General features: G+C 68.6%; 22 protein-coding genes, 1 tRNA gene and 3 pseudogenes. 6 read left to right on the top strand and 20 right to left on the bottom strand.

The window, feature by feature from the left end; translation table 11 throughout:
* From ACLQ23_RS08575 to ACLQ23_RS08550, 6 genes and pseudogenes are all read right to left on the bottom strand, one after another.
* Positions 1 to 150 (bottom strand): annotated as a pseudogene (locus ACLQ23_RS08575) (IS5/IS1182 family transposase); the annotation flags it as partial.
* Between the two features lie 52 nt (positions 151 to 202).
* A pseudogene (locus ACLQ23_RS08570) lies at positions 203 to 706 on the bottom strand (type I restriction-modification system subunit M N-terminal domain-containing protein); the annotation flags it as partial.
* Between the two features lie 17 nt (positions 707 to 723).
* Positions 724 to 1,542 carry a hypothetical protein gene (locus tag ACLQ23_RS08565; RefSeq protein ID WP_425880497.1) on the bottom strand — a complete coding sequence of 273 codons (819 nt, stop codon included), beginning with the start codon at positions 1,540 to 1,542 and terminating at the stop codon, positions 724 to 726.
* Positions 1,539 to 3,191, bottom strand: coding sequence for an AAA family ATPase (locus tag ACLQ23_RS08560; RefSeq protein WP_425880496.1), 1,653 nt, complete (start codon positions 3,189 to 3,191; stop codon positions 1,539 to 1,541). The genes ACLQ23_RS08565 and ACLQ23_RS08560 overlap by 4 nt, the downstream gene beginning before the upstream one ends.
* Positions 3,178 to 4,788, bottom strand: coding sequence for a restriction endonuclease subunit S (locus tag ACLQ23_RS08555; protein ID WP_425880495.1), 1,611 nt, complete (start codon positions 4,786 to 4,788; stop codon positions 3,178 to 3,180). Before ACLQ23_RS08555 ends, ACLQ23_RS08560 begins: the two co-directional genes overlap by 14 nt.
* An 842-nt stretch (positions 4,789 to 5,630) precedes the next feature.
* Positions 5,631 to 5,714 (bottom strand) — tRNA-Tyr (locus tag ACLQ23_RS08550).
* Positions 5,715 to 5,861: 147 nt separating this feature from the next.
* Here ACLQ23_RS08550 and ACLQ23_RS08545 point away from each other — a divergent pair.
* Positions 5,862 to 6,356, top strand: coding sequence for a YajQ family cyclic di-GMP-binding protein (locus ACLQ23_RS08545; RefSeq protein WP_053654008.1), 495 nt, complete (start codon positions 5,862 to 5,864; stop codon positions 6,354 to 6,356).
* A 57-nt stretch (positions 6,357 to 6,413) separates the two neighbouring features.
* Here ACLQ23_RS08545 and ACLQ23_RS08540 read toward each other — a convergent pair whose 3' ends face one another.
* Entirely contained in the window at positions 6,414 to 6,941 is a 528-nt protein-coding gene (locus ACLQ23_RS08540; RefSeq protein ID WP_355589466.1) for a dihydrofolate reductase family protein, read from the bottom strand.
* A gap of 155 nt (positions 6,942 to 7,096) precedes the next feature.
* Here ACLQ23_RS08540 and ACLQ23_RS08535 point away from each other — a divergent pair, with 155 nt between their 5' ends.
* Complete coding sequence (locus ACLQ23_RS08535; RefSeq protein ID WP_355589468.1) at positions 7,097 to 8,137, top strand: MerR family transcriptional regulator; 1,041 nt, start codon at positions 7,097 to 7,099, stop codon at positions 8,135 to 8,137.
* A gap of 178 nt (positions 8,138 to 8,315) precedes the next feature.
* On the opposite strand, the gene ACLQ23_RS08530 is transcribed toward ACLQ23_RS08535, so the two are convergent.
* From ACLQ23_RS08530 to ACLQ23_RS08490, 9 genes are all read right to left on the bottom strand, one after another.
* The gene (locus tag ACLQ23_RS08530) at positions 8,316 to 9,575 is read right to left on the bottom strand and encodes an MFS transporter (protein WP_355589470.1); all 1,260 of its coding nucleotides are present in this window, start codon (positions 9,573 to 9,575) and stop codon (positions 8,316 to 8,318) included.
* 143 nt (positions 9,576 to 9,718) lie between these two features.
* Positions 9,719 to 10,594, bottom strand: a complete 876-nt coding sequence (gene htpX, locus ACLQ23_RS08525; RefSeq protein WP_355589472.1) for a zinc metalloprotease HtpX — start codon at positions 10,592 to 10,594, stop codon at positions 9,719 to 9,721.
* 125 nt (positions 10,595 to 10,719) lie between these two features.
* Complete coding sequence (locus ACLQ23_RS08520; protein WP_355589474.1) at positions 10,720 to 12,201, bottom strand: NADH-quinone oxidoreductase subunit N; 1,482 nt, start codon at positions 12,199 to 12,201, stop codon at positions 10,720 to 10,722.
* Positions 12,202 to 12,314: 113 nt separating this feature from the next.
* A complete protein-coding gene (locus ACLQ23_RS08515; RefSeq protein WP_355589476.1) occupies positions 12,315 to 13,823 on the bottom strand; it encodes a complex I subunit 4 family protein in 1,509 nt (502 codons plus the stop codon).
* A gap of 173 nt (positions 13,824 to 13,996) precedes the next feature.
* Positions 13,997 to 15,922: an NADH-quinone oxidoreductase subunit L gene (locus ACLQ23_RS08510; protein ID WP_355589478.1), complete on the bottom strand. Its 1,926-nt coding sequence runs from the start codon at positions 15,920 to 15,922 to the stop codon at positions 13,997 to 13,999.
* Positions 15,919 to 16,290 (bottom strand): NADH-quinone oxidoreductase subunit NuoK, encoded by a 372-nt coding sequence (gene nuoK / locus ACLQ23_RS08505; RefSeq protein WP_355589480.1) that lies wholly within the window; start codon positions 16,288 to 16,290, stop codon positions 15,919 to 15,921. Before nuoK ends, ACLQ23_RS08510 begins: the two co-directional genes overlap by 4 nt.
* On the bottom strand, positions 16,287 to 16,844 hold the full coding sequence (locus ACLQ23_RS08500) for an NADH-quinone oxidoreductase subunit J family protein (protein ID WP_355589482.1): 558 nt from the start codon (positions 16,842 to 16,844) through the stop codon (positions 16,287 to 16,289). Before ACLQ23_RS08500 ends, nuoK begins: the two co-directional genes overlap by 4 nt.
* A 37-nt stretch (positions 16,845 to 16,881) precedes the next feature.
* Complete coding sequence (locus ACLQ23_RS08495) at positions 16,882 to 17,481, bottom strand: NuoI/complex I 23 kDa subunit family protein (RefSeq protein WP_425734821.1); 600 nt, start codon at positions 17,479 to 17,481, stop codon at positions 16,882 to 16,884.
* Positions 17,482 to 17,566: 85 nt separating this feature from the next.
* Complete coding sequence (locus tag ACLQ23_RS08490) at positions 17,567 to 17,998, bottom strand: ester cyclase (protein WP_355589484.1); 432 nt, start codon at positions 17,996 to 17,998, stop codon at positions 17,567 to 17,569.
* Between the two features lie 86 nt (positions 17,999 to 18,084).
* On the opposite strand from ACLQ23_RS08490, the gene ACLQ23_RS08485 reads away from it, so the two are divergent.
* Positions 18,085 to 19,104: a glutathione S-transferase family protein gene (locus ACLQ23_RS08485; RefSeq protein WP_355589486.1), complete on the top strand. Its 1,020-nt coding sequence runs from the start codon at positions 18,085 to 18,087 to the stop codon at positions 19,102 to 19,104.
* A gap of 164 nt (positions 19,105 to 19,268) precedes the next feature.
* Here the strand turns inward: ACLQ23_RS08485 and nuoH are convergent, their stop codons facing one another.
* Both nuoH and ACLQ23_RS08475 read right to left on the bottom strand, forming a co-directional pair.
* Positions 19,269 to 20,231, bottom strand: coding sequence for an NADH-quinone oxidoreductase subunit NuoH (gene nuoH / locus ACLQ23_RS08480; RefSeq protein WP_053654030.1), 963 nt, complete (start codon positions 20,229 to 20,231; stop codon positions 19,269 to 19,271).
* A 338-nt stretch (positions 20,232 to 20,569) separates the two neighbouring features.
* A pseudogene (locus ACLQ23_RS08475) lies at positions 20,570 to 21,166 on the bottom strand (NADH-quinone oxidoreductase subunit C); the annotation flags it as partial.
* Between the two features lie 116 nt (positions 21,167 to 21,282).
* Here ACLQ23_RS08475 and ACLQ23_RS08470 point away from each other — a divergent pair.
* Positions 21,283 to 22,329 (top strand): glucose 1-dehydrogenase, encoded by a 1,047-nt coding sequence (locus ACLQ23_RS08470; RefSeq protein WP_355589488.1) that lies wholly within the window; start codon positions 21,283 to 21,285, stop codon positions 22,327 to 22,329.
* A 15-nt stretch (positions 22,330 to 22,344) separates the two neighbouring features.
* Here the strand turns inward: ACLQ23_RS08470 and ACLQ23_RS08465 are convergent, their stop codons facing one another.
* Entirely contained in the window at positions 22,345 to 23,661 is a 1,317-nt protein-coding gene (locus ACLQ23_RS08465) for a DUF2252 domain-containing protein (protein ID WP_355631921.1), read from the bottom strand.
* Positions 23,662 to 23,697: 36 nt separating this feature from the next.
* Positions 23,698 to 24,279 (bottom strand): NADH-quinone oxidoreductase subunit B, encoded by a 582-nt coding sequence (locus ACLQ23_RS08460; RefSeq protein WP_355589491.1) that lies wholly within the window; start codon positions 24,277 to 24,279, stop codon positions 23,698 to 23,700.
* A gap of 186 nt (positions 24,280 to 24,465) precedes the next feature.
* Here ACLQ23_RS08460 and ACLQ23_RS08455 point away from each other — a divergent pair, with 186 nt between their 5' ends.
* Complete coding sequence (locus ACLQ23_RS08455; protein WP_355589493.1) at positions 24,466 to 25,029, top strand: SigE family RNA polymerase sigma factor; 564 nt, start codon at positions 24,466 to 24,468, stop codon at positions 25,027 to 25,029.
* Entirely contained in the window at positions 25,022 to 26,236 is a 1,215-nt protein-coding gene (locus tag ACLQ23_RS08450) for a hypothetical protein (protein WP_425880494.1), read from the top strand. Before ACLQ23_RS08455 ends, ACLQ23_RS08450 begins: the two co-directional genes overlap by 8 nt.
* The last annotated feature ends 28 nt before the right edge of the window (positions 26,237 to 26,264 follow it).

Raw genomic sequence — 26,264 nt, 5'->3', positions numbered from 1 at the left:
GTCGAGAGACCACTGCCGTCCCGGCCGACCGTCGGCAATCGCGTCACCACCACGCTCGGCGACCAACCGGACCAGCCTGCGGAACTGGGCGGGCTGCAGCCCGGTGAACGGAAAGATCCACTCCTGGCGAGCCGCCGAGATCACCTGCACCCCAAGATGATCCACCATGGACCGACCACCAAGTTACGAGACGTCCCTTAGGGTCGACGCATTCCACCATCGCGTCCACTAACGGGCGCGGCGTGAAATACTGACCCGCCCCACTCTTAGTATCCCGAGCATTCTTCTCTAGTAAGCCCTCATACGTATCACCCTTGACGTCGAATGAGAGTTGCGTCCAGTCGATCGTGCCAATCAGTTGCTCGACCAACAGACGGAGCTTCGCTGGATCGGAAATCTTATTGCGAGCGTGACTGAAAATTAATCCCAAAATTCCCGGCCGCAGACTTAGTCCTCGAAGGATCTCGCCGTACTTAGATTGCATTTCGACAGCGTCTACTGCGGAAGTCAGGTACTCCCAGTTTAGAGCCTTAGGTAGCTGCTCATTGCCTTCTTCAGAGGCCATCTTTAGGAACAGCAGATACGTGAGCTGTTCGACGTAGTCGGGGTACGAGAGACCATCATCTCTGAGAACATTACAAAACGCCCAAAGCTTACGCACGAGGGCCTCAGACGAAGCGACCTTCGTTGTCACTCCATTAACCATCCGTCACACCCTCAGAACTATGCGCTCAACCCACCACACATGGCTGAAATCTCAATGTACGCGCGGGCAGCCATCGAAAATTCAGCATTTGGCTTCATCAAGCCTAGCAGGTCACGAATGATGTCTTTGAACGCGGCCGTGTTTTGACCGCCCGGCTTTGGCGCTTCTCGTGCCCCCCGGTCCACCAGCCGTTCAACCTTGTGATAGAGCTCGAGCCTCGCGTCGACGAAATCCGGCCAGTCAATGTGTAGGCCTATGCGGCTCTCTTCCCACATGACCACAGCAGCAGCATCGCTCCTGTATAGGGGTGAAACCGCCGATTGCCCGTTAGGCCAAAACGTAATTTTCGGCGGATCTTCTGGGTCGCAGGGATCCAGATAGAGCGGGCTCTCAGCCTCCAAAGGATTTTCCTCAGAGAACGCTCGCTTAGACTCGTCCGAAAGCGGAAATTTCGCTCCCTTGCCACCAGTTTCAGACGAGTCACGCGCACGCCTGGGCCGATTCGCATGGTGACAACTCAAGCGGAAGTTCTTCCAGTCAAACGCTAGCCAGTAGTATCCGGGATGCTCCGCGCAGTCCTGTACTTTGCTCTTGGGGCGGAAGTGGTCAACGTCGTCATCGGTGCCCGGGTTTTTACTCTCCGTATACCAACATTTCCCGTGAGAAAGGATCGACATCTCCTCACGCAAGGCTGTCCACGCCGGTTGATAATCATTTATCACCTTCTTTCGCCTCACAGGATCTGTCTCCGCACTGACCGCCGCAGCGGCCGCAGCGAGAGCGGGCAGAAGGTGAGAGATTTTAGGCTTTAGCTCCTCGCGATTGATGAACCTCATACCCCACGGGCCTCCTCGCGCAGTTCGGCCACAATTGAATCAGCTAACCTGTCGCGCGCCTCGCGTTCGTCTGGGCTCAAATCCGGAGTCTCCAGCCACGCGGGGTCCTCGCTCCTAGTCCAAGCACGGAGGAAAAGTTCATACAGCGGGTCGCGTGCCGCCATGGTCAATCCGAGTTCGCGCAGACGAGCGTTTAACACCCTGAGCTCTTCGTTCTCCGCTGGGGTGCGGGCCGACATTGCTAGAAATCGCTGACGATCTAGATCTTGCTGAGTGTCGGGGTCAAGAGTCGATCGCAGGCGAAACAGATCGCTCGTGAGGATAGCGCCGACGCCCATGCCCTTCGGCGATTGGTCCGGCACTGTGGCGCGCCCGATTCCGGTTTCATCCCGCGTCATGATGACAACCTCAGACCGGTCAAGCCGAGCAAATACTAAGGGATCGTGCGTGTTCATGACAATGTGGCATGATCCCGCTCGCTCCCGCATCGCCATAAAGTGGTTTAGGAAGTCCAGATACTCCACGCTCCAAGCTGGATTCAGGTGGGTATCAGGCTCATCCAGCAGGAAGAGCGCCTCGTCCTGTGCAGTGAATTTAAGGAGTCCCAGGACAAGTAGAAGCTGCTGTTCACCCTCGCTGAGATCACGATAATTAACCTCGCCGCCACCAGCTTCTGGAGTCATCCGAACCCTGGTGCGAACCTCAAGAAGTAGCCGTGAAAGGTGCGTACTCTCAAGGGCGGTAAAGAAGCGGTATTGGTCGCCGTATTGTTCGTAGACATTCGATAACGAGCGTGCGTCTTTTAGAAATAGGTATAGGTGCTCGACTGATTGAGCCTTCGTTAACCCTGTCACGTACCGTCGAGCAGTTCGCAGCGGGAGATAAGCAGAGTCATAAAGTCGGGCTAAGAACTCCTGCACCTCCCCTTCCGCGCCCCAGAAACGCTGATCTCCGCCCGACCTACGAGACCAGTTCGGCTGGTGAAGCACGAACAGAACGCTGTCTAGGCCGTCGATCTGCAACCGCTCCTTGATGAACAATCGATCATCATCGCCATCACTGCCCTGGTTCATGAAAAACGAGAGAAGTGCGAATTGCCCGTGTAAATTTTGTGCATAGAACAGGCGCCGCAACTCGTTGGGGTCACGCCTCGTCGCCTTCGCCGATTTGTCAAGGGGCTTGATAATCGCGCTGTAAAATCGTTCTTGGTGCTTATCGAAGACTCGCTTAAGCCGATCACTAGGGCCTGAATAATAACCAAAGACAAAGGCTGGCCTATAGCGAGGCCCTCCGTCAGGGGCAAGCTCCATAAATACTCGCCTGCTTATGGACTTGAACGCCGTATCCTCGTCCTCGGGGAAAAGGCCCTCGTCATTTACAGGGTCCTTCAAGTAAAACTCTGGCCACCGACCCTTCGTTGCGTGAATGCGAACCGTGACTTCGCGAACCTCATACTCGATTCGATAGGTCAGGGCACTTTTCTCATCCAAGTCCAGGTTCCGGAATATGATTGCTATTGCTTCTATCAGGTTCGACTTACCTGCGCCATTTTCGCCCACAAGGACTGTATAGGGCGACGTTTCGTCGAAATCGACGTGCAAGTCCCGAAGGTTCTTGAAGTGGTCGATCCAAAGGTCACGCAGGCGCATGGGGCCTCGCCTCGATCCGCGCGTTCTCTGTGTCCCCGCTCACCGTAATGCTTCCCGCAGGCTGCGACCGGATGGCCACGTACAGGCTTTCGACGTCCTCCACGCTATTCTTGTCAAGGCCAAGCCGTGGCAGCAATTCAACCATCGTGATGCCGCTACTCGTCTCGGCCAAAACCTGAAGCATGCGGGCGGCGAGCGGCACGTCTTCCTCTATTGAACCTCTCGGTGTTTCTGTCCTTGTTCTTGCTACCCGTATGCGAATCGGCTGCGGCTGCTGTCCCCGCTGACGCACCGTCTCCAGGCCCTGCAAGAGACTCGCCGCAGTGCCGCCCGTTTCATTCTTCTTAGTCAGGTTGCCTGTTGCAGCCATCCCGTACAGCTCCTTCTCAAGTCCAGGCAGGCCGGCCAAGGATTGCCGCACGGCCGCTCGTTGCGCTGCCAGTTGAGCGAGCTGCCTGTGAGCTTCGCCAGCAAGGCGCCTCTGCGTGTCTACCTCAGGTAGAGAGATGGGTAACGCCGAGAACGCAGGCAGAGTAAAGTGCGCGATATTGGTCGCTCCACGGGCAATATCACGAAAGACGCCGGTTCTGAAGTAGTGCCTTAACACCAGAAGCGCAAAACGCGGATCCAGCGGGCCAGAGCAGCGGTAACGGAGTATGTGGTTCTGGAAAGAGATATCGCCTTCATAGCCCTCGAATAGCGCCGGCCTGCCCAGAAGTTCTGGGCTCTGGCCTTGCGCCAACAGGATGTCGCCTGGCTGCAACGTGAACAGGTTCCGCCTGTCGGGTGCCAGGTTGATCAGTTTTATATCATCGAAGTCAATGCGGTCCTCGTGCACATTTGCTACCCGGAGATATGCCACCAGGAAATCGCCGGTTGCATTCTTGGGGCTCCTGGCCAATCCGGACCTTAGTTCGCCCATCTCTCCAAGAGTTGCTTCCCTCCACGACGCCCCTTGCGCGCTTTGAAGTAGTCGACCCGTGGAGGTTAGCTCTAACACCTCGTCTTCTTGTATTCCGATTGTAACCAATGCCGCGTTCAGGCGCTCGCGCGCTTCCGTCAGCTTTTCGAGCCGTGTGCGAAGGCTATTGCTAATCTGAACCTGTTCCGCAGGCGGCGGTACCGGGATCTCTAGACTTCTTAGCTTGCGAAGGCCAAGGTGTTGGATTCCGATTCCCCTCGCCTCACCAGCAAATCGGCCCTGCAGCCTGTAGTGCTCCAGCGCGATGTGCATGAAGTAGGGCTGCACAAGGGATGAGCGAATTCTGATGATTTTGTTTTGGAAGACGCACGGCGATATTTCGCCTTGCCACACCGCCGAGCGACCAACGAGATCGGCGCTTCCCGAGGCTTCTGCGACTAGCACGTCCCCCGGCTGAAGAACATAGGAAGAGAGTTCCGACTCCGACACCGCCATGGTTTTGATATCACTGATATCCAGCCTACGGCCGACGATGTTGGCTGCTCTAATGTACGGAGTCTCGCCCCCGTTCCTCGCCGGCGTCAACTGCAAACCCCCGCGGGCATCCGCAAGCTCCGCGAGCTTACGAACCTCCCAGTGGGGAGGAAGCCCATCTACTTCGGCGTCGCTAGCCATCAACGATCTCGTTCTCCTTGAAAACCGTCACCAAGGCCCCGAGGTCGAGAACCCCGCGCCAGCCTAGTCCGACGACGGCGCCAGTAGGTGCACCGAGTTTTGGATCGTGTGACGGCACAGACTGTGGTGCAAGGGGACTTCCGACGGAGGTCACAGGCGGGGATCGTCGACGAGCGCCGCGCTGCTGCGCCAGCCCCGACCATGCTCAGGGCATCGCGGCGCGTCCGATCACGCGGTATGTTTCGCTTGATCCAGAGTCGTCGCTACCTGCTTCCGGTTCGCCCAGTTGGCGGCAACCTGGGTCGAGGGCAAACCCTCGTCGCTGCCGATTTCCTCTGTTCTGGATCAAGGCGCCGCGTTCCGCGCGCCGCGGGGCGGTAACCCGGCCGGCGGCAAGCCGCCCCGGCCGCCTACGGCGCCGGGGCGGAGAGCCACCGACTGCCGCCGGACCGCCGCCCCGACTCTGTTGATCTGGCCGGCGGCACGATCACGACCAGGCGGTACGGAAGCCGAACCGGTCGGCCTCGTTGACGGCCGGGGCTTCCGCCTGCCGCGCCAGTCCAACCCCGGGACTGGCTTGCCACCGGTCCCTCTCCCGCAGCCGGCGACACCTCACTGCGGACCCTCACCGCGGACCCTCAGGCGATCGCTACACGCACGGACTCCACCGGGCCGGACACAGACACCAACCCTAGCGTTCGCAGCCCCACAAGAGTCCTCAGCCGGCAAGATCGACCCGCCCACCATCTGCCCACGACCAGTCGGCAACCGCTGGACTCAGCCAGATCAACGGCGACGGCCCCCGATCAGCATCTCTGCTGGTCAGGGGCCGTGTCTGCACCTGGTGGCGGGTAGAGGATTCGAACCTCTGTAGCTTTCGCGACGGATTTACAGTCCGCTCCCATTGGCCGCTCGGGCAACCCGCCAGGGCACCCCACCGCGTCGCAACGCGGCGGCGGAAGCAAGGATAGCGGCTCACCCCGGGACCGGCGCAACCGGGTACGGTCAGGGGGTCGTGCCGCTGGTCGGCGGCCGATGGTAGGACCAGACCGCCGGACAGCAGGAGCAGACGCATGCCAGCGAACCCGTCTTTCGACATCGTGAGCAAGGTTGACCGCCAGGAGGTCGACAACGCCCTCCGTCAGGCGGAGAAGGAGCTCTCGACGCGGTTCGACTTCCGCGGTACGGGCGCGGAGATCTCCTGGTCGGGCGAGGAGGCGATCGGCTTGCAGGCGGAGACCGAGGAGCGGGTCCGCGCCGCGTTGGACGTCTTCAAGGAGAAGCTGGTCAAGCGGAACATCTCGTTGAAGTCGTTGGACGCCGGCGAGGCTCGGCCCTCCGGCAAGATTTTCAAGATCGACTGCAAGGTGATCCAGGGCATCGAGACCGACAAGGCCAAGGCGATCAGCAAGAAGATCCGCGACGAGGGCCCCAAGGGCGTCCAGGCCCAGATCCAGGGCGACCAGCTGCGCGTCACCGGCAAGAAGCGCGACGACCTCCAAGCGGTCATCTCGCTGCTCAAGGGTGAGGACTTCGGCGTCGCCCTCCAGTTCACCAACTACCGCTAGTCAGGGCCGACCACCGCCGGGTGCGCAGCCGGCTTCTCGGCGGGCCGGGCCACCGGGTCAGCGGACGACGCTGTACCAGTGCGCGGTCTCGCCGGGGATCGGCGCCAGCCGCACCTGCGCGCCGCCTGGGTCGTCGAACATGCGCACCCCGTCTCCGAGCAGCACCGGCGCAAAGAAGATCAGCACCTCGTCGAGCAGCCCGGCGCGCAGGCACTGTCTGGCGACGTCCGCGCCGAGGACGTTCACGTACCTGTCGCCGGCAGCATCCTTGGCCTGCGCGACGGCGCTGCGCAGGTCACCGACGAACGTGACGTCCTCGGCTGGTTCGGCCGGCGGCCGGTGGGTGAGCACGAACACCGGTCCGTGGTACTGGCCTCCGAACGCTCCCTCACTGTCGGTGCCGCGGTTGGGGTCGTCGCCGCCGAAGGTGCGGTTGCCGGCCAGGATGGCGCCGACGTCCGCCAGCAGACGCTCGGCTGTCGCGTTCTCGCCGGTGAGGTGCTCGGTCAGCCAGGACATGTCTCCGCCCGGCCCGGCTATGTAGCCGTCGAGCGACGCGGTCGCTGAGTACAGCAGCTTGGCCATGGTGGCCATTCTGCTGGACCGGCCCCATGGCGGCAGATCGACGGCACGCCGGCACCACGGCCGCCGTCGCCAGCAGTTGTGACATCCGGGTACGTCGACGGCGACGGGCCACAGGGCTTGCATCCGGTACCGGGGTACGGGCTTACCGTCGGATGGTGACCGACGAACACCCAGCGGCCGGCGACACGTGGGTTCCCGAGTCCTGCCGCCTGCCCACCGTTGAGCAGCCCGTCCGCGTGGCTGAGTTCGACAGGTTCTTCGCCGAGGCTGTCCGTTGGCTCGACCGGCCGTCGGCGCGACACCTGCGACTACACCTGGCCGGTACGGCGGAGGCCGAGCACACCGCGCGGGACCTGAGCGCCCGAGAGTCGGCGTGCTGCTCATTCTTCACCTTCGACGTCACGCGGCACGGCCCGGACGCCGTGACCCTCGACGTTCGGGTGCCAGCGTCACGCGTCGGCGTCCTCGATGCCCTCGCCGACCGGGTACGCGCAGCCGGCAGGGCCACACCCGACGGCACGCCTCCAGCCGAACCCAGCAGGCACACGCTCCACCGCACACCTCAAACGGAAAGCAGCGCACGCACACCCGACGACGCACCTTCAACCGGCCGCAGCGCACGCGCGCCCCACGGCACACACCCAAGCAGCGGCAGCGCGCACGCCCCCGACTGCACCGCCCTGACCGAAGGCACCGCGCACACCCCCGACGTCGCACCCGCTCCCGACAACAGCACGCCGGCACCCGCAGACCTGTCCGCGACCACGAGCCCACCCGACGGGTTGCGCAGTGGACAACTAGCGGACGCTGCGGGCGTGAATCCGCAGACGTTGCGCTACTACGAGCGTCGTGGACTGCTCGCCGCGCCCAGGCGCTCCCCTGGCGGGCATCGGATCTACCCTGCGGAGTCGGTCACCCGGCTCCGGGTCATCAAGACGGCGCAGCGTCTCGGCTTCACGCTCGACGAGGTGACTGACCTGCTCGGCGCGGACCGGCGCCCCCATGCGCGTACCGGCCTGTCGGCCCGTGTCACGGCGAAGCTGGCCGAGGTGGATCGCAGGCTGGCCGACCTCACCGCCGTCCGGGACTCCCTGCTGGCGGCGATCTCCGCCGGCTGTGACGATCTGGTCGCCTGCGCGGGCAGCACCTGCTGTCCGCTGCCCTTCACGGGCGACCAGCCAGCCCGGCGCGGGTGAGATCGACTCGGGTTCCTGGAAGTCGGGGCGTCCTGGCTACGCGGATACCCCGATTTCACGGAAGCCGAGTCGATCAAGCCGGCAACCACCACGCAAGCCGGCCACCACCACGCAAGACGGCGACCACCACGCAAGACGGCGACCACCACGCAAGACAGCGCGACGGAAGCCGACGCGGTCAGACGGTGACGGGCTCTTCGGCGCGTACCGTCGCGGTTTCTGCTCGGGCGATGGGCCCGGCGGGCAGTGCGGCCACTGCGGCCGCGACGGCGACCGCCGCCCCGGCGAACACGAAGGCCCACGGCACGCCGCCGCCGTGATCCACGATCAGGCCGGCTCCCGCGCCGCCGACGGCGCTCGTCGCCACGGCCACGGTGACCACCCAGGTGTACGCCTCGTTCAGCATGCCCGTCGGCGCGATCCGGCCGACCAGGGTGTTCTCCAGGGTCAGCGCGGGTGCGATGGTGGCCCCACCGATGACAAGCGCGACGCCAAGCGCCAGTGGTGTGGGCATCACCGCGAACACCAGGAACGAGCCGGCCACTGCGGCGAGCAGCAGCGCGAACTGTCGGGTCATGTTCGCGGCCGGCCGGCGGACACCGAACCAGAACCCGCCGATCGCGCTGCCGACACCCCAGACCGCCAGCAGGATCCCGGCGAGGCTCTCCGGGTCGTCGGCGCTGGAGTTGCCGGCGTACGCGGGGACTGTCACACCTGCGGCGCCGAACGCGATGCCGAGGCCTGCCACGCAGACAAGCAGGGCCGGGAAGCCGGCTACCCGCAGCGGGCCGAGCCCTCGGGCGTGGTGCTCACGCGGGTGCGGACGCCAGCCGCGCATGACCCGACCGAGGGCCACGGCGGTCGTGCCGACCAGGGTGACCACTGCCGCTCCGATCAGCGCGGCGGCAGCGTCGGCGAAGATGACGAAGCCGGCCACGAGCAGCGGCCCGAGCACGAAGACGATCTCGAAGAGCGAGGTCTCGGCGGCCAGTGCGGTGTTACGCAGGGCGTATCGGCCGGAGTTGAGGCTTGTCAGCTCGTTCCAGGCCCCGCGGATGGCGGCACTGAGCGGCGGGTACGTCGCACCGGCGACGCCGGCCGCCAGGTAGATGACCGGCAGGCCGTCGTCGCCCGCCCGGCTGGCCAGCAGCAGTCCGGTGAGCGCCAGCGGGTGGGCGACGGCGGTGACAAGCAGGACGGGGGTCGGGCCGACCCGGTCGGCGATCCGCCCGGCCACGGGGCTGAGCGCAGCGCCGGAGACGGCGTAGATCCCGCCCGCCACGGCGGCGAGAGCGTACCGCCCGGTCACCTGCTCGACCACCAGCAGCAGCGCCAGCGGGGTCATGCCGATCCCGAGCCGCCCGATGATGCCGGCGACCAGCAACATGGGAGCACCGGGGATCCGCCAGACGCCTAGGTACTGACGCAGCGCTGCCACCGTGGACCTCCGAGATTGTAATGAGCGTGAGCCGTTACGACCCTAACGCCGTCGATCGGTGGGCTGGTACCGGATATCGGCCGAGACACAGCTCCGCCCGCACCCGGTGACCGGGTACGGGCGGAGTGTCGAACGTCAGCGGGTCAGCGCTGGAACTGCACCGGCCCCGAGTTGGCGGCCATCTTCTCCAGCCGGGCGACCCGATCCTCCATCTTCGGGTGGGTGGCGAAGAGCGCCGAGACGCCACCACCCCGGAACGGGTTGGCGATCATGAGGTGCGCGGTGCTGGTGAGCTGGCCCTGGGCAGGCAGCGGCCGACGCCGCGCCACCGCATCGATCTTGCGCAGGGCGCTGGCCAGGGCCAGCGGGTCACGCGTCAGCGCGGCACCCGAGGCGTCCGCCTGGAACTCGCGGCTCCGGCTGATCGCCAACTGGATGATGCTTGCCGCGATCGGCCCCAGGATCAGGGTGAGCAGCAGCACTGCCGGGTTGGGCCGGTCCTCGTCGTCCCCGCCGCCCAGCGGAATGAAGAACGCGAGGTTCGCCAGCAGGGTGATGATGCTGGCGAGGCCGGCCGCCACGCTGGAGATCAGGATGTCCCGGTTGTAGACGTGTGACAGCTCGTGCCCGATCACACCCCGCAACTCGCGGTAGTCGAGAATCTCCGTGATGCCCTGGGTGACGCAGACAGCCGCGTTCTGCGGGTTACGACCCGTGGCGAACGCGTTGGGCTGCGCCGTGGGGCTGACGTACAGGCGCGGCATCGGCTGCCGGGCCTCGGTCGCCAACTCCCGCACCATCCGGTACAGCTCGGGGAACTGTGCCTCGCTGACCGGTTGCGCCCCCATCGAGCGCAAAGCGATCTTGTCGGAGTAGAAGTAGGAAACGCCGTTCATGACGAGCGAAACGACGACAGCGATGACCAGGCCGCCACTGCCGCCGAACCAGTAGCCCACCACGAGGATCAGCGAGGTGAGCAGGCCAAGCAGCGCGGCGGTCTTCAGACGGTTGTGGTGCACGATCACTCCTTCGGTGCACGGATCTCCGGGATCCGTCGACCGGTTCAACAACCCGGTACCCACCAACCATCCATCTCAACGCTGAGAGTTAACTGAGACATCCCCAGGTCGGAGCAGGTTTCGGGTCAGCGACCGGCCAGGTCGAGCACCAACTGGGGGGCGACGCCGAGCACCACGGCGGCCACCGTCGCCACCGCCAGCACCACACCCACCACGGGTACGGCCGCCACGCCGCTCGGACCCGCAGGAGCGGCGAGGCGCGGCGAGGCCCAGAGCGCGGCGGTCACCCGCAGGTAGTACGCCAACCCGATCACCGCGTTCACGGCCACCACGAGCGCCAGCCAGGCGCCGCCGCCGTCAAGCAGCGACCGGACCACAGTCACCTTCGCGAACAACCCGGCCAGCCCTGGCGGTAGGCCGGCCAGGCCCACCAGGGCGAGACCGAGAGCAGTTCCCCGCCACGGGTGCCGGCGGGCCGCTCCCCGCAGGTCCGCAAGCGTGCCGCCGTCCGCACCCACCGGGCGCAACGCGACCACCCCGGCGAACGCCGCCAACTCCAACACCACGAAGAAGACCGCGTACGCCATCGCGGCGGCGTACGCGGCGGACCGGGCCTCGCCCGTGCGGCCGGCGACCAGCGCCAACGCGCCGAGCGGAGCGAGGATGTAGCCGGCCTGGGCCACCGACGACCAGGCGAGCAGCCGGACGGTACGCCGTTGGCGCAGCGCCACCAGGTTGCCGACGGTCATCGTGAGCACCGCCAACAGGGCGAGCACCGGGCCCGTCTGGTCCGCCGGCAACGCCCGCTGCACCACAGCCAGCAGCGCCACCAGCCCACCCAGCTTCGACGCCGTCGACAGGTACGCGGCCACCGGCAGCGGCGCCCCGTCGTACGTTGCCGGTGCCCAGGCGTGGAACGGCACCGCCGCCACCTTGAACGCCAGCCCCAGCAGCAGCAGCGCCACGGCCGCGGTGGTAAGCGGCAGATCCCGCAGCTCCGGCCGATCTGCGAGCAACGCGCCGAGCCGGTCCAGGTGCAGCCCGCCGGTCACCGCGTACAGCAGGGCCGCACCGAGCAAGGTCAGCGTGGTGGCCACCACGCTCACCACGAAGAACGTCACCGCCGCCTCGGCACTGGCGAGGCTGCCCCGGCGCAGGCCGACAAGCACGTACAGCGGCAGGGTAAGCGTCTCCAGGGCCACGATCAGGGTGATCAGGTCACCCGCTGCGCCGAGCACCACGCCGCCGGTCATCGAGCAGGCGAGCAGGAAGCAGAACTCCCCCACCGGCGACCGCCCGGCCCGCAGCGCCGGCACCGACAACCCGAGCACAGCAAGGGTGAGCAGTGCCACCACCGCGCCGACAAGAGCCGCCCGCCCACCGAAGATCCAGGAACAGTCGGCGCCGACACAGAACGTCCGCCGCTGCTCCCCCGCGCCGACCAGAGCGGAGCCGACGGCGGTGCCTGCCGCGCCGAGCGCGGCCACCACAATCGTCGCCCGTGGCCGGGCCAGCAGCAGATCGGTGAGCAGGACGAGCACGGCGGTGCCTGCCGCCAGGTATCCGGGCAGCAGCGCCACGCTGTCCACGCTCTGCACCATGGTCACGGGGCCACCTTCGTTCGCGACTGCGGGGCTCGCAACACCGGCTCACTCCTCGCGCTCACGGGCCACCTTCGTTCGCGACTGCGGGGCTCGCAAACCCGGCTCACTCCTCGCGCTCACGGAGCCACCACCCCGATCAGCGCGTCGACAGGCGCCTCGGCGACGCCCAGGACCAGCGCCGGGACCAGCCCGATGGCAAGCGCGAGCAGCACCAGCGGTGCCCACGCTGTCACTTCCGCGCCGGCCAGGCCGGGCCCGGACCGACCCACCGCCGGACTCGGCCGGCCGTGGGTGACCTGACGCAACAACCGCAGGAAGTACGCGGCGGTGAGCGCGCCACCGACCGCCGCCAGCACCCCGAGGGTGGTCCACAGCGGTCCGCCCACCTGCACCGCAGCGACCACAGCGAACGCCTCCCCCCAGAAGCCGGCAAGCCCGGGCAGGCCGAGCGACGCGACAGCCGCGAACGCGAGCAGACCGGCCAGGCGGGGCGCGGTCTCCCGCAGCCCGGACAGGTCGGCCAGCGTGCCAGTGCCGGTACGGTCCTTCACCGCCCCGGCCAGGAAGAACAGCAGGCCGGTGATGACACCGTGCGCGATGTTGCCGATCAGCGCGGCCTGGATGCCGGTGGCCGTCAACGTGGCGACGCCCAGCAGCACGAAACCCATGTGCCCCACGCTCGAATACGCGATGAGCCGCTTCACATCGGTCTGGGCGAGGCAGACGAGAGAACCGATCAGGATGGCGGCGACGGCCAGCACGCCCAACACCGGCGCCGCCCACCGCGCACCCTCCGGTGCCACCCCCACCGCCACCCGGATCAGGCCGTAGGTGCCCATCTTGAGCAGCACCCCGGCCAGCACGACGCTGCCCACCGTCGGCGCCTGGGTGTGCGCGTCGGGCAGCCAGGAGTGCAGCGGCCAGAGCGGACTCTTCACAGCGAACGCCAACGCGAGCAGCGTGAACGCTGCCAACTGGGTGCCCCGGGACAGCCCACCGCCACCGGTAAGCGCCACCACGTCGGCGGTGCCTGCGGCGGCGACCACGACGTACACGCCGACCAGCAGCAGCACTGACCCGAACAGCGTGTAGAGCGCGAACTTCCGGGCTGCCCGCCGCCGGTCCGCACCACCCCAGCCGGCGATGATCGCGTACATCGGCAGGAGGACGACCTCGAAGAAGAGGAAGAACAGCACCAGGTCCAGGGCGAGGAAGGTGCCCAGGATGCCCACCTCGACCACAAGCAGCAACGCCACAAGCGACCGGCCGCTGCCGCCCTCGGGCACCCGCCACATCGTGTACGCGCAGCACAGCAGCGTGAGCAGCGCCGTCAACACCACGAGCGGCCAGGAGATCCCGTCGACGCCGAGGTGGAAGCGCAGGTCCAGGCCGGGCACCCACTGCAGGTCCACCTGATGCCACGGGCGCACCGCCGGCGTGCCCGCCGACCAGGCGAACCACCCCCGGCCCCCGAACACCAGCGGTACCGCGGCCAGCAGGGTCAGCGCCGCCGCGACAGTGCCCACCAGCCGGGCCGCCCGGTCCCGGGGCGTCGCCGCCACCGCTACCGCGCCGAGCGCCGGCACCACCAGCACCGCAACAAGCAACACCTGGCCAATACTCATGGCGTCGCCTTCGTTCGCGACTGCGGGGCTCGCAACACCGGCTCACTCCTCGCACTCACCGGGCCACCTTCGTTCGCGACTGCGGGGCTCGCAACACCGGCTCACTCCTCGCGCTCACCGGGCCACCTTCGTTCGCGACTGCGGGGCTCGCAACACCGGCTCACTCCTCGCACTCACCGGGCCACCCCGATCAGGGCCGCCGCCAGGCCGATCAGCAGCGCACCGGCAAGCACACCGGCCGCCGCGCGGGGCAACGCCGCACGGTGCAGCGCGGCCAGCCCGGCGCCCAGCCCGGACGCGACCCGCCCACTGCCCTCGACAGCGCCGTCCACTACCGACTCGTCACCGGTACGCGCGGCGCGCGCAAGCGCCCGGACGGGACGTACGACAAGTGTGTGCTGGACGTCGTCGAGCCGGAACGCGCTGGCGAAGACCGGCCGCAGCGGACCCAGCGCGCCCGCCGGGTCGGCGGTGGTGTCCCGCCGCCAGCCCAGCCAGACCAGCCCCGCCCCGGCCAGCAGCAACGCCAGCGGCAGCAACAGCCCCGGCCCGATGTGGACCAGACCGTCCTCGGCACCGGCCACCGGCACTGTGGCGAACCGCAGCCGGTCGGCGAACGCCCCGACGAACCCGGCGAGGCCGAGCAGCGCGGCCGGCACGGCCAGCAGCAGCACCGGCCACCGCATGACGGCCGGCGGGTCGTGCGGCTGGACCAGCGGCAGCCGGGGAGCGCCGAAGAAGGCTCGCAGCAGCAGTCGGCCGGCGTACCAGGCGGTGATCGCCACGCCCACGAGCCCGGCGAGCCAGACCAGCCAGCCCACCCACGACGGCGCCGGGCCGGTGCCCTCCAGGGCGGCCGACTCGGCGACCGCCAGCACGCCGTCCTTGCTCCAGAAGCCGGCCAGCGGAGGCACCCCCGCCAGCGCGCCCAGGCCCACCACGGTGCACCAGAACGTCACAGGCATGCTGCGGCGCAGCCCGCCCATCTCCGACATGAGGGTGGTGCCCACCGCGTGGATCACCGCGCCCGCCGCGAGGAACAGCAACGCCTTGAACGCCGCGTGGGTGAGCAGGTGGAACAGCGCTGCCGACGGCGAACCGACAGCCAGCGCGCCGGTCATGTAGCCCAACTGGGAGACGGTCGACCAGGCCAGCACCCGTTTGATGTCGTCCTGCGCGGTGGCTGCCAGCGCGCCGAGCAGCAGGGTGATCGAACCGATCACGCCGAGCACTGTCAGCGTCACCGGTGCGGCGGTGAACAGCGGGTAGAGCCGGGTCACCGCGTACACCCCGGCGGCGACCATCGTCGCGGCGTGGATCAGCGCGGAGATGGGCGTCGGTCCGGCCATCGCGTCCGGCAGCCAGGTGTGCAGCGGGAACTGGGCGCTCTTGCCGGCAACCCCGGCCAGCAGCAGCAGACCGGCGGCGGTCAGGGTCGCGCCGGAGTGGTCGTGGGCGAGCACGTCGGCGATCCGGAAACTGCCCGCCGACACGCCGAGCAGCGCGATGCCGAGCAGGAAGCCCACATCGCCGACCCGGGTCACCAGGAACGCCTTCATGGCGGCGGCCGGAGCGCCGGGCAGTCGCCGGTCGTGGGCGATGAGCAGGTACGAGCAGAGGCCCATCACCTCCCAGCCGACAAGCAGCATCACCAGGTCACCCGCGACGACCACCAGCAGCATGGCGGCGGTGAAGAGGCTGATCTGGGCGGCGTACGGCGGGTAGCGGTGGTCGACGTCGACGTCGTCGTGTGGACCGCGCCGCAGGTAGCCGATCGAGTAGACCTGCACGGCAAGCGCGACAGCTGTGACAGCGACGGCGACGAGTGCGGCGGCGCCGTCCAGGCGTACGCCGAGGGTCACCGTCAACCCGCCGAGGTCGATCCAGGTCGTCGAGGTCTCCGTCGGGGAGTCGACTGTGACAAGCAGCGCGACGGCCAGCGCCAGCGCGACGGCGGCACCGGCGACCCCGAGCGCCACTGCCACCCGCCGCGCCCGCTCACCCCCGCCCGGATCGCGTGGGGCCGGCGGCAGCAGCAGCCCGACCAGACCTGCCACCAGCGGTACGGCGGGCAGCAATGCCCCGAGCAGCCCGCTCACCGGCCCACCTCCGGGCCCGCGGTGGCCGGCTCCCGCCCAGCGCCGGCCTCCGGCGGGTCAGCGGGCTCGGTGAGCGGCACCTCGTCCACCGCCACTGTCGCCCGCAGACGGTAGAGCTGAAGGACGATCGCCAACCCCACTCCGATCTCCGCGGCGGCGAGAACGATGACGAACAACGCGAAGACCTGACCGGAGTGCGGCAGCACCGCACGGGCAGTCGTGTCGGCGGTGACGAGGATGAGGTTCACCGCGTTGAGCATCAGCTCGACCGACATCAGCACCAGCACGGCGTTGCGACGGCGCAGCACGCCGTACACGCCGAGGCCGAACAGCAGCGCGGCGGTGACGTACGGGATGACCGGCCTCACCGGCGACCCCCGGAGTCCACCTCGGCCGCCGTACCCGTCCCGTCGCCGGGCGGGGCCTGCCGGCCGATGTCCGGCCGGGACAGCACCACAGCGCCGACCAGGGCGGACAGCAGCAGCACGGAGAGCACCTCGAACGGCAGCACCCACGAGGCGAAGATCTGCTCGCCGAGCCGTTCGGCGGTGCCCGTGTCGGGCAGCGCGACTGTGCTCCACCGGTACGCGTCGACAAGCAGGACGCTCAGGCCCAGGCCGGCGCCACCACCGATCAGCGCGGCCGGCCAGCCGGGCCGGTCCAGATCGTCGGACGCTCCGATCGGGGCCCGCGTCAGCATCACCGCGAACAACAGCAGCACCACCACCGCGCCCACGTAGATCAGCACCTGCACCCAGGCGACCAACTCGGCGCCGAGCACCAGATAGTCACCGGCCAGGGCGCCCAGACACACCACAAGGTAGAGCCCGGCCCGGACCAGGTGCTTCGTGGTCACCACAAGCACCCCGGCACCGACCGCGACCGCGCCCAGGGCGAGCAGCAGCACGTCCGCCCCGGTCACCGGGCCCCCCTCCCGGCGCGATCCGCCGTTCGCGGTGTCACGACGCGGAACCCGGTTCGGGGCGTACGGCGGAAGGGGCCGGACGCACGGCGGCCTTGCGCGCGGCCGCTGTCTCCTCCTTCGCCGGCTCGCCGTTGGGGTCGTGGGCGGGCGGCGGTGGAACCGTGGCCATCCACTGGCCCAGGTGGGCCTTGTCGTGCAGCAGGTCCTTGATGTCGTACTCGGCGTACTCGAACTCCGGCGACCAGTAGAGCGCGTCGAACGGGCAGACCTCGATGCAGATGCCGCAGTACATGCAGAGGGAGAAGTCGATGTCGAACTTGTCGAGGACGTTGCGCTGGCGGGGGCGGGCGGCGCCGGGCACCGCCACCTCCTCCTTGTGCGAGTCGATGTAGATGCACCAGTCCGGACACTCGCGGGCGCAGAGCATGCAGACCGTGCAGTTCTCCTCCGACAGGGCGATCACGCCACGCGAGCGGGGCGGCAGCTCGGGGGCGACGTCCGGGTACTGCTGGGTGGTCGAGCGGCTGGTCATCGTCTTGAAGGTGACCGCCAGCCCCTTTACCAGGCCCGCGCCGGGCAGGCCGCGCTCGCTGGCGTCGCCGGCCGGGTCGCCGTGCTCGCTGGGGTCGGTCATGTCGACCATCCTGCCCTGTGGCACCGGCGCGCGCGACCACCCCCCGCAGGTCTGCGGCGGGACTGTGGCCGACGCCGAGAGCGGCTCACGCCCCGGGGGCGGTGAACCCGCCGACCGGCGGCAGCATCTCGACGCCGAGCTGCTGGAGCAGTTGGAACAGCTCGGTGCAGCTCCACACCTCGACGATCCGGCCCGCCGCGTCGAACCGCAGGAACGTCGCACCCGAGTAGCTGACCACCTGACCGGTCGGAGGCACCGGCCCGAACTGGCCCGCGTGGGTGCCGGCCGCCCGCCAGTGCACGGCGACCCGCTCACCGGCGGCCACCACGTCCACGATCTTGTAGCGCAGGTCCGGGAAGGCCGCCCGCCGCTCGCGGTGCCAGGCAAGCGTCGCCTCCGGCCCGGTGCCGCCCAGCCCGGGGCACTCGTCGGCGATCAACTCGTACGCCGACTCCTCCTGGCGGGCGTTCCACACGTCGGCGACGAAGCGGCGCGCCGCCGCCTGGACATCCGTCATGACGGCAGGGTAGCCGGGCTCACCGCATCAACAGGTTGGAGATCAGTAAGGATGGGAACAGACACTGACCTGACCAGGAGGGCGACGTGGGCGAGGAAACAGGCGGCAAATACGTCGAGCCGGGCGGCGAGTTCACCCGGGACCAGCGCTACATCGCCACCCGGATCACCATGGACGGGCGGGACGGCTATCCGGTCGAGCCGGGCAGGTACCGGCTGGCGGTCAGCCGAGCCTGCCCGTGGGCCAACCGCCTGATCATCGTGCGGCGGCTGCTCGGCCTTGAGGACGCCATCTCGATGGCGGTGGCCGGCCCGACCCACGACGCCCGCAGTTGGACCTTCGACCTCGACCCCGGCGGGCGGGACCCGGTGCTCGGCATCGAACGCATCCAGGAGGCGTACTTCAAGCGCTTCCCCGGCTACGAGCGGGGCATCACGGTGCCGGCGATCGTCGACGTGCCGACCGGGCAGGTGGTGACGAACGACTACGCGCAGATGAGCCTCGACCTCTCCACGGAGTGGACGGCCTACCACCGTGCGGGCGCGCCGCAGCTGTATCCCGAGCACCTGCGGGAGCAGATCGACGAGGTCAACGGCGCGGTGTTCGCCGACGTCAACAACGGTGTCTACCGGTGTGGGTTCGCGGGCAGCCAGGAGGCGTACGAGAAGGCGTACCACAGGCTCTTCGACAGGCTGGACTGGTTGACCGCGCGGCTGACCGACCAGCGGTACCTGGTCGGCGACACCATCACCGAGGCCGACGTGCGGCTGTTCACCACACTGGTCCGGTTCGATCCGGTCTACCACGGCCACTTCAAGTGCAACAGGCAGAAGCTGAGCGAGATGCCGGTGCTGTGGGCGTACGCCCGGGACCTGTTCCAGACCCCCGGGTTCGGCGACACCATCGACTTCGACCACATCAAGCGGCACTACTACGAGGTGCACCGGGACATCAACCCGACCGGGATCGTCCCGCTCGGCCCCGACCTGTCCAACTGGCTCACCCCGCACGGTCGGGAAGCCCTCGGTGGCCGCCCCTTCGGCGACGGCACCCCACCCCCGCCCCCGGCCGAGCCGGTAGACCCGGCCCACACCCCGCTGCGCTGAGCCCCAACCCCACCGCGCCGCCACCACCCCGCCACCTCCGCGATCTTGCACTTTGTGACGCCGGTATGCCTGGTTGGCCACATTTTGTCGAGGCAGAAAGTGCAAGATCGGCGCGGTGGGGTGGGGTGGGGTGGGGGCGGGGCGAGGGCGGGGGTGGGCTTGGGTTACAGGGCTACACGGACAGCTGCCGTGAGGACCAGCTGGGCCAGGGCGGCCGGCACCAGCACCAGCCAGCAGAGCCGCTGGAGCTGGTCCTCGCGCAGACGCGGGTACGACACCCGCAGCCAGATGATCACGAATGCGACGGCGAAGACCTTGAGCAACGTCCAGAGCCAACCCAGCTGGTCGTCGGCGAACGGGCCCTGCCAACCGCCGAGGAACAGCACAGTGGTCAGCGCGGCGATCACCACGATGCCCACGTACTCGGCGAGGAGGAAGAACGCGAAGCGCAGACCCGTGTACTCGGTCATGTAGCCGAACACCAGCTCCGAGTCGGCCACCGGCATGTCGAACGGCGGCCGGCGGATCTCGGCCAGCCCGGCCACGAAGAAAATGATCATCGCGGGCGCCTGCCAGATGAGCCACCACGGCTGCCACGCCTCGACGATGCCGGACAGGCTCAGCGTGCCCGCCGCCATCGCCACCGAGGCCGCCGCCAGCACCAGCGGCAGTTCGTAGCCGAGCAACTGTGCGGCCCCGCGCAGCCCACCAAGCAGGCTGTACTTGTTTGCCGACGCCCACGCCGACATGAGCACCGCCACCACACCGACGCCGACAACGGCCAGCACGAAGAACAGGCCGATGTCCAACGGTTGCCCGACCAGGTCGTTCGGGCCGAGCGGGATGACGAGCAGCACCAGCAGGTACGGCACGAGCGCCACCGCCGGCGCCAGCCGGAACACCGCCCGGTCCGCCTCACGCGGTGTGATGTCCTCCTTCTGGACGAACTTGACGCCGTCGGCCACGAGCTGCGCCCAGCCGTGGAAGCCGCCCGCGTACATCGGGCCCAGGCGACCCTGCATGTGGGCCATCACCTTGTGCTCGGCCTGACCGACAAGCAGCGGCAGCGTGAGGAACGCGACAACCACGCCGCCGATCCGGAGCACCAACTCCACCCAGAGCGGCATCAGGGCGTACCCCCGTCGTGGTCGGTGCGGTCGTCGCGTCCTGGCGGGTCCGCTACCGGCCCGCCGCCCGGCACGGGCTGGTCCGCCGCGCTCGCGCCCGGCCCGGCCCCGTCACGCGCGGCAGCGTCGGCCCCGGGCTCGCCGGCGGCCGGGCCCGCGCCGGGTGCAGGCTCGCCGGCGGCCGGGCCCGCGCCGGGCGCCGGCTTGCCGGTCGGCGCCCGGCCGTCGGCAGGGGCGGCGGCCCGGGGGGTACGCGCCGGACGGGCCCCCGGTGCCGGACGGGCGGGCCGCTCACCGGCTGGTCGAGCCGGGGTGCCGCCGCGCGGCCCCTCTCCCACGCCGCCCGCACCCGCAGGGGTGGGGACGGTCCCCCACTCACCCGGGGCGGGCACGCCCGGCGGGCGGATCGGTCGACGGCCACCGCCGGCCTCCGACTCGCCCGGTTCCTTCGCTCCGGGCCAGGGCTTGGCCACCCGGGAGGCGAGCACGAACTCCTTGCGCAGCGGATGGCCCTCGAACTCCGGCGGCAGCAGCAGCGGTCGCAGTTCCCCGTGGCCGTCGAAGCCGATGCCGAACATCTCGTGGGTCTCCCGCTCGTGCCAGGCGGCACCCGGGTAGACGTCGACCACCGAGGCCACCGTCGGCGCCTCGCGCGGCAGCCGGGTGCGCAGCAGCACGCCGTGCCGCAGCCGCGTCGACCAGAGATGAGCCACCACGTCGAAGCCCTCGGCCAGCTCGTCCACCGCCGACAGCCAGTCGAAGTAGTCGCAGGCCAGCTCGGTGTCGTCGCGTGCTGCGCGCACCGCGGCCGACCAGCTCGACGGGGGTACGTCGACGGTGGCCCGGGCGTACTGCTGCCCGCCGGAGACCGACGGGGTCGCCTCGACCGGCGCGAGCAGCGCGACCAGCCGAGCGCCGACCTCTTCGGGAGTCATGCCGCTGATCCTAGGGCGTCGGTCCGGCACCGGCCCGGCCCGCGCCGGACCACAAGCGTCCGGCGATCTGCCGGCTTTGCGGGGCGACGCGACGGCCGGCGGGGAAAGATGAGGGTGTGCGCGCTGTGACTGTGGAACCCGGAGTCGCCAACTCGCTGAGCCTGATCCAGGATCAGCCGGAGCCGGCACCCGAAGAGGGCGCGATCCTTGTCGAGGCGCTGTCGGTGGGCATCTGCGGCACCGACCACGAGATCATCGCCGGTCTGTACGGCGAGGCGCCGCCCGGCGCGGACCGGCTGGTCATCGGGCACGAGTCGTTGGGCCGGGTGCTGGAGGACCCGACGGGCACCCTGCAACCCGGCGACCTGGTGGCCGGGATCGTCAGGCACCCCGACCCGGTCCCCTGCTCCAACTGCGCGGTCGGCGAGTGGGACATGTGCCGCAACGGCCTGTTCACCGAGCACGGGATCAAGGCGCTGGCCGGCTTCGCCCGCGACCGGTGGCGGATCCAACCCCACTTCGCCGTCAAGCTCGATCCGGCGTTGTCACGCGTCGGTGTGCTGCTGGAGCCCACGAGCGTGGTGGCAAAGGCGTGGGACCACATCGAGCGCATCGGGCACCGGGCCGAGTGGCAGCCGCAAACCGTCCTGGTGACCGGGGCCGGGCCGATCGGGTTGCTTGCCGCGCTGCTCGCCACCCAACGCGGGTTCGCCGTCCACGTGCTGGACCGGGCGAGCGGCGGGCCGAAGCCCGAGTTGGTCGCCGCGCTCGGCGCCACCTACCACACGGTGTCGGTGAACGACGTTCCCATCGAGCCGGACGTCGTGGTCGAGTGCACCGGCGCGCCCACGGTGGTCCTCGACGTGATGTGCAAGGCGGCCCCGACCGGCATCGTCTGCCTTGCCGGGGTGTCCAGCGGCGGTCGGCGCATCGACTTCGACGCGGGCGCCCTCAACCGGGAGTTGGTGCTGGACAACACCGTGGTGTTCGGCTCGGTGAACGCCAACCGCCGGCACTGGGACCTCGCCGCGCAGGCGCTCGCCCAGGCCGACCACAACTGGCTCAGCTCGCTGATCACCCGGCGGATGCCTGTGGAGGGGTACGCCGAGGCGTACACCGCCGGACCGGACGACATCAAGGTGGTGCTGGACTTCGCGTCCTGAGCGGCGGGCCACCGCTCAGATGCCGGGCAGCCGACCGTTGCGGAACAGGTCCACGAAGAGCTGGTGATCCTGCCGGGCACGCACCCCGTACGCGTGCGCGAAGTCCACCAGGTGGGTGACGAAGCCCGACTCGTCGGAGCCCACCGCCGCCACTATCGCCTCCTCGGTGGAGTAGTCCACCAGGTCGTGACTGGACTCGTCGTCGGCGACCGAGTGCATCCGGGCCACCGCCCGGCCCAGGTCGGCAAGGATTCCGGTCAGGTCCTCCGGCTCGTTGACGTCCGCCCAGTCCAGGTCGGCGGCGTACGGGGAGACCTCCGCGACGAGCTGGCCCACCCCGTCCAGCTCGGTGAAGCCCAACCATGGGTCGGCGTGCGCCTGCAACGCCCGCTGCGACTCGGCGGTCCGGTGCCCCTGGTGCCGGAAGTAGTTCCGCACCGACTCGTCGGTGCTGTACCGGGCCACCGCCGGCACCTGCGCCTGCTTCATGTAGATCACGACGTCGTTCTCCAGCGCCTGGGTGTGCCCCTCCAGCAGCAGGTTGTACGACGGCAGCCCGGCCGATCCGATGCCGACACCCTTGCGCAGCACCACGTCCTTGATCTGTGCGGCGAGCGGGCGGGGCCGGGTCGACGTGGCGGGCAGGGTGCCCAGGTACTCCTGGAAGGCCGCGACGACATTGCCCCGGGTGTCGCCGTCGACAGCGAAGACCCCGTCGCCGATCGAGAACCGCCGCTCGTAGTTGTCGACGGTGGTCTGCGCGGCGAGCAGGTCGACCCGCGTGTTGAGCCGGGCCTGCTGGAGCACCCGACGCAGCACCCCGTCGGCGTTGTCCAGGGTGATCGAGCCGATCGCGTCGTCCCCGCCGGCGGCGATCGCCCGCAGCTCGGTCAGGTACGACCCGGCGAAGCCGGCCACCAACTCACCGATCACCGCATCCGAGAGCGCCTTGCTGTAGCCAAGCAGCGCCACGCTTGCCGCGAACCGTCGCAGGTCCCAGGTGAACGGCCCCACGTACGCCTCGTCGAAGTCGTTGACGTTGAACACGAGCTGCCCGGAGGCGTTCATGTAGGTGCCGAAGTTCTCCGCGTGCAGGTCACCGTGGATCCACACCCGGCTGGTCCGCTCGTCGAGGAACCGGTCGTCGGCGAAGTCGCCGCGCTGGTCGGCGTAGAACAGCGCGGCGCTGCCCCGGTAGAAGGCGAACGGTGACGCGGCCATTTTGCGGAACTTGCGGCGGAAGGCGGCCGGGTCCATCGCCATCGACGCGCCGAACTCCTCGGTGAGCACGTCGATGATGTGGGCGGAGCGCTTGTCCACGGAGTTGCTCATGCTGCGCAGGCTAGCCCCGCCCGGCCACCGTGGGCGTCAATCAGCCGATGGCGGGCGTACCGGCGGGGCGGTGAGCGAGTCGACGGAGCGTGGCGCAGCGGCCTCGCGGGGTGCGGTGTCCAGTGGCGCGGCGAGCAGGTCCGGGCGGGACACCCCGCCGATGCCGGCCTGCTCGGCGGCGATCTTCTCCTGAAGGCGCAGGATGCCGTGCAGCAGCGCCTCCGGCCGGGGCGGGCAGCCGGGCACGTACACGTCGACGGGGATGATCTGGTCGACGCCCTTCGTCACCGAGTACGAATCCCAGTAGGGGCCGCCGCAGTTGGAGCAGGCGCCGAACGAGATGACGTACTTCGGCTCGGGCATCTGGTCGTAGAGCCGCTTGATCGCCGGAGCCATCTTGTCGGTCACCGTGCCGGAGACGACCATCAGGTCGGCCTGCCGGGGGCCGTGGGCGAACGGGATCACCCCGAGCCGCATGAAGTCGTGCCGGCCCATGCTTGTGGCGATGAACTCGATCGCGCAGCAGGCCAGGCCGAAGTTGAACACCCAGAGCGAGTAGCGCCGCCCCCAGTTCAGCACGAACCGGATCGGCTCGCCGAGCACTGCCGGTAGCTGCACGACCGCCTCCCTCCTGTCCCCACGACAGTCAACCACAGCTCCCAGGACGACTCCGGGTGCCGGTGGCGACCCGGACGAAAGCGGCGGATAGTCGGGTTCACGGCAGGACGGTCTGCAACCACACCCGTTGCTGTGGAGTGTTACCCGCGCTTGGGGCAACCGGCCCGACAGCAACGGGGAGGGGCAGTGACAGCAACGATGGGAGCCCGTGCCAACGAACCACCTGCGGCGCTGACCGTCAGCGGGCTGAACGTGGTGACGATCAGCTTCGACGAGTTCTACCACGCGCACTTCCGGAGTGTCACCACGCAGCTGTGCGCGTACACGGGGGATCTTGGCCACGCGCAGGACCTGGCTCAGGAGGCCTTCTGCCGGGCGCTGGCACGCTGGGACCGCCTCGTCCGCTACGACGATCCGGTGGCCTGGGTACGACGGGTCGCGTGGAACCTGGCCCGCAGCCGCTGGCGCCGGTTGCGTACCGCACGCAACCACCTCCTGCGGCAGCGACGGGTCGAAGCCGAGGTGGACGGCCCCACACCGGACCGGGTGGCCATCGACGCGGCGCTCGCGAAACTTCCCGCCAACCACCGGCGGGCCGTCATCCTGCACTACCTGGCCGACCTGTCGGTAAACCAGATCGCTCTCCAGGAAGGGGTGGCCGAGGGCACCGTCAAGTCCTGGCTGCACCGAGGCCGGACAACCCTGGCCGGACTGCTCGACGACAACACCGAGGGGGTGTCCGATGTCTGATCTCGAACCCCGACTGCGGGAGCGGTTCACCGCGTACCGCGCCGATGTCACCACCCAGGTGGTCAGCCCAGGTCCCGACCTGGCCCGACGCACCCTGCGCCGACGCCGGCAGACGAGGGCGGTGGCCGTTGCCACCGCGGCCGTCGTCCTGGTGCTGGCACCGGTCGTCGCGAACGCCGCGCTCAACGGCGAGCGGAGCGCACCGGTCCCGGCGCAGACGGTCGATCCGACGGCCCCGCCGACGACGGGGACGCTGCCGACACCGTCCGTAAGCGAGTCGCCGAGCTCGACACCCTCGACCGCTCCTGGCGCCCCGGACGGCCGGATCAGCCGGGCGCAACTGCTCGCCGCCCGCCTCGACCTGCCGGCCTGGCCGTCGGTCGCGCCGGAGAGCTGCACCACCTCGAAGGTGCGGCTGGCGACCAGCTCGAACAAGGACTTCGTGCCGCTGCTCACCGACATACCCGTGGGCCACGCCGACGTGGACGCAGACGGCGCCGACGAGACAGTCGCCGTCGTCGCCTGCCGCTACGGCGAGGCGTTGGCGAAGCAGGTCGTCGCCTTCGACCGAAACGACAGTGGGCAGATCGTGCCACTCGGTCGCGTCGTCCGCACGACCGACGGGATCGAGGACATCCGCGGCCTGAAGGTGACCACCGCCGGCTCGATCGAGGTGCGGGTGGCCGATCTCCAGCCGTGCTGTGACATCCCGACGTACTGGGCGCAGGAACAGCAGCGCACCTACCGGTGGGAGGGCGACCGGTTCACCCAGACCGACGGTCCGACGAAGTTCGGAAAGGACCCACGGCTCACCGACCTGCGGTTGACCATGACGTACAAGCTGGGTGCGTTCGTCGAGAACGACGCTCGGCAATATCTCACCACCGTCCTGACCGTCAAGAATGTCGGACCCCGCGACGTGGAGCGGATCAGCTTCCGCGGATTGGGCCTGGGCGAGCCGACCGGCGGCGACTGGTCGAAGTGCGGGAAGCCGCCGACGACGGAGCCTGACAACTCCGTGTGCATGCTCCCCGGAATACCGGCTGGCGAGACTCGCCGGTACACGTTCGAGGAGTTGATTCCCGGTGGGGCGCGGCAGGAGTACATGGCTCCGCAGAACATCGCCGTCACGCACTGGGACCGGCAGGACCGCAGATGGCGCGACCTCAAACCGGACGACAACAAGGTGACCCTGAATCTCGGCTGAGCTACCGGTGCCCTGCCCGTAGGGGCGG

Source organism: Micromonospora sp. DT41 (assembly GCF_049841715.1).
GTDB classification, from domain to species: domain Bacteria; phylum Actinomycetota; class Actinomycetes; order Mycobacteriales; family Micromonosporaceae; genus Micromonospora; species Micromonospora profundi.
The sequence above is the reverse complement of the archived record's forward strand: the minus strand, read 5'-3'. Positions and strand labels throughout refer to the sequence as shown.

Bases quoted from the DNA above. Each gene is read 5' to 3' on its own strand.
- ACLQ23_RS08565 (WP_425880497.1), bottom strand. From the start codon at position 1,542: ATGAGGTTCATCAATCGCGAGGAGCTAAAGCCTAAAATCTCTCACCTT.
- ACLQ23_RS08555 (WP_425880495.1), bottom strand. From the start codon at position 4,788: ATGGCTAGCGACGCCGAAGTAGATGGGCTTCCTCCCCACTGGGAGGTT.
- ACLQ23_RS08540 (WP_355589466.1), bottom strand. From the start codon at position 6,941: ATGGCCAAGCTGCTGTACTCAGCGACCGCGTCGCTCGACGGCTACATA.
- ACLQ23_RS08560 (WP_425880496.1), bottom strand. From the start codon at position 3,191: ATGCGCCTGCGTGACCTTTGGATCGACCACTTCAAGAACCTTCGGGAC.
- ACLQ23_RS08450 (WP_425880494.1), top strand. From the start codon at position 25,022: ATGTCTGATCTCGAACCCCGACTGCGGGAGCGGTTCACCGCGTACCGC.
- ACLQ23_RS08465 (WP_355631921.1), bottom strand. From the start codon at position 23,661: ATGAGCAACTCCGTGGACAAGCGCTCCGCCCACATCATCGACGTGCTC.
- ACLQ23_RS08545 (WP_053654008.1), top strand. From the start codon at position 5,862: ATGCCAGCGAACCCGTCTTTCGACATCGTGAGCAAGGTTGACCGCCAG.
- ACLQ23_RS08490 (WP_355589484.1), bottom strand. From the start codon at position 17,998: ATGACGGATGTCCAGGCGGCGGCGCGCCGCTTCGTCGCCGACGTGTGG.
- ACLQ23_RS08495 (WP_425734821.1), bottom strand. From the start codon at position 17,481: ATGACCGACCCCAGCGAGCACGGCGACCCGGCCGGCGACGCCAGCGAG.
- nuoH (WP_053654030.1), bottom strand. From the start codon at position 20,231: ATGCCGCTCTGGGTGGAGTTGGTGCTCCGGATCGGCGGCGTGGTTGTC.
- ACLQ23_RS08515 (WP_355589476.1), bottom strand. From the start codon at position 13,823: ATGAGTATTGGCCAGGTGTTGCTTGTTGCGGTGCTGGTGGTGCCGGCG.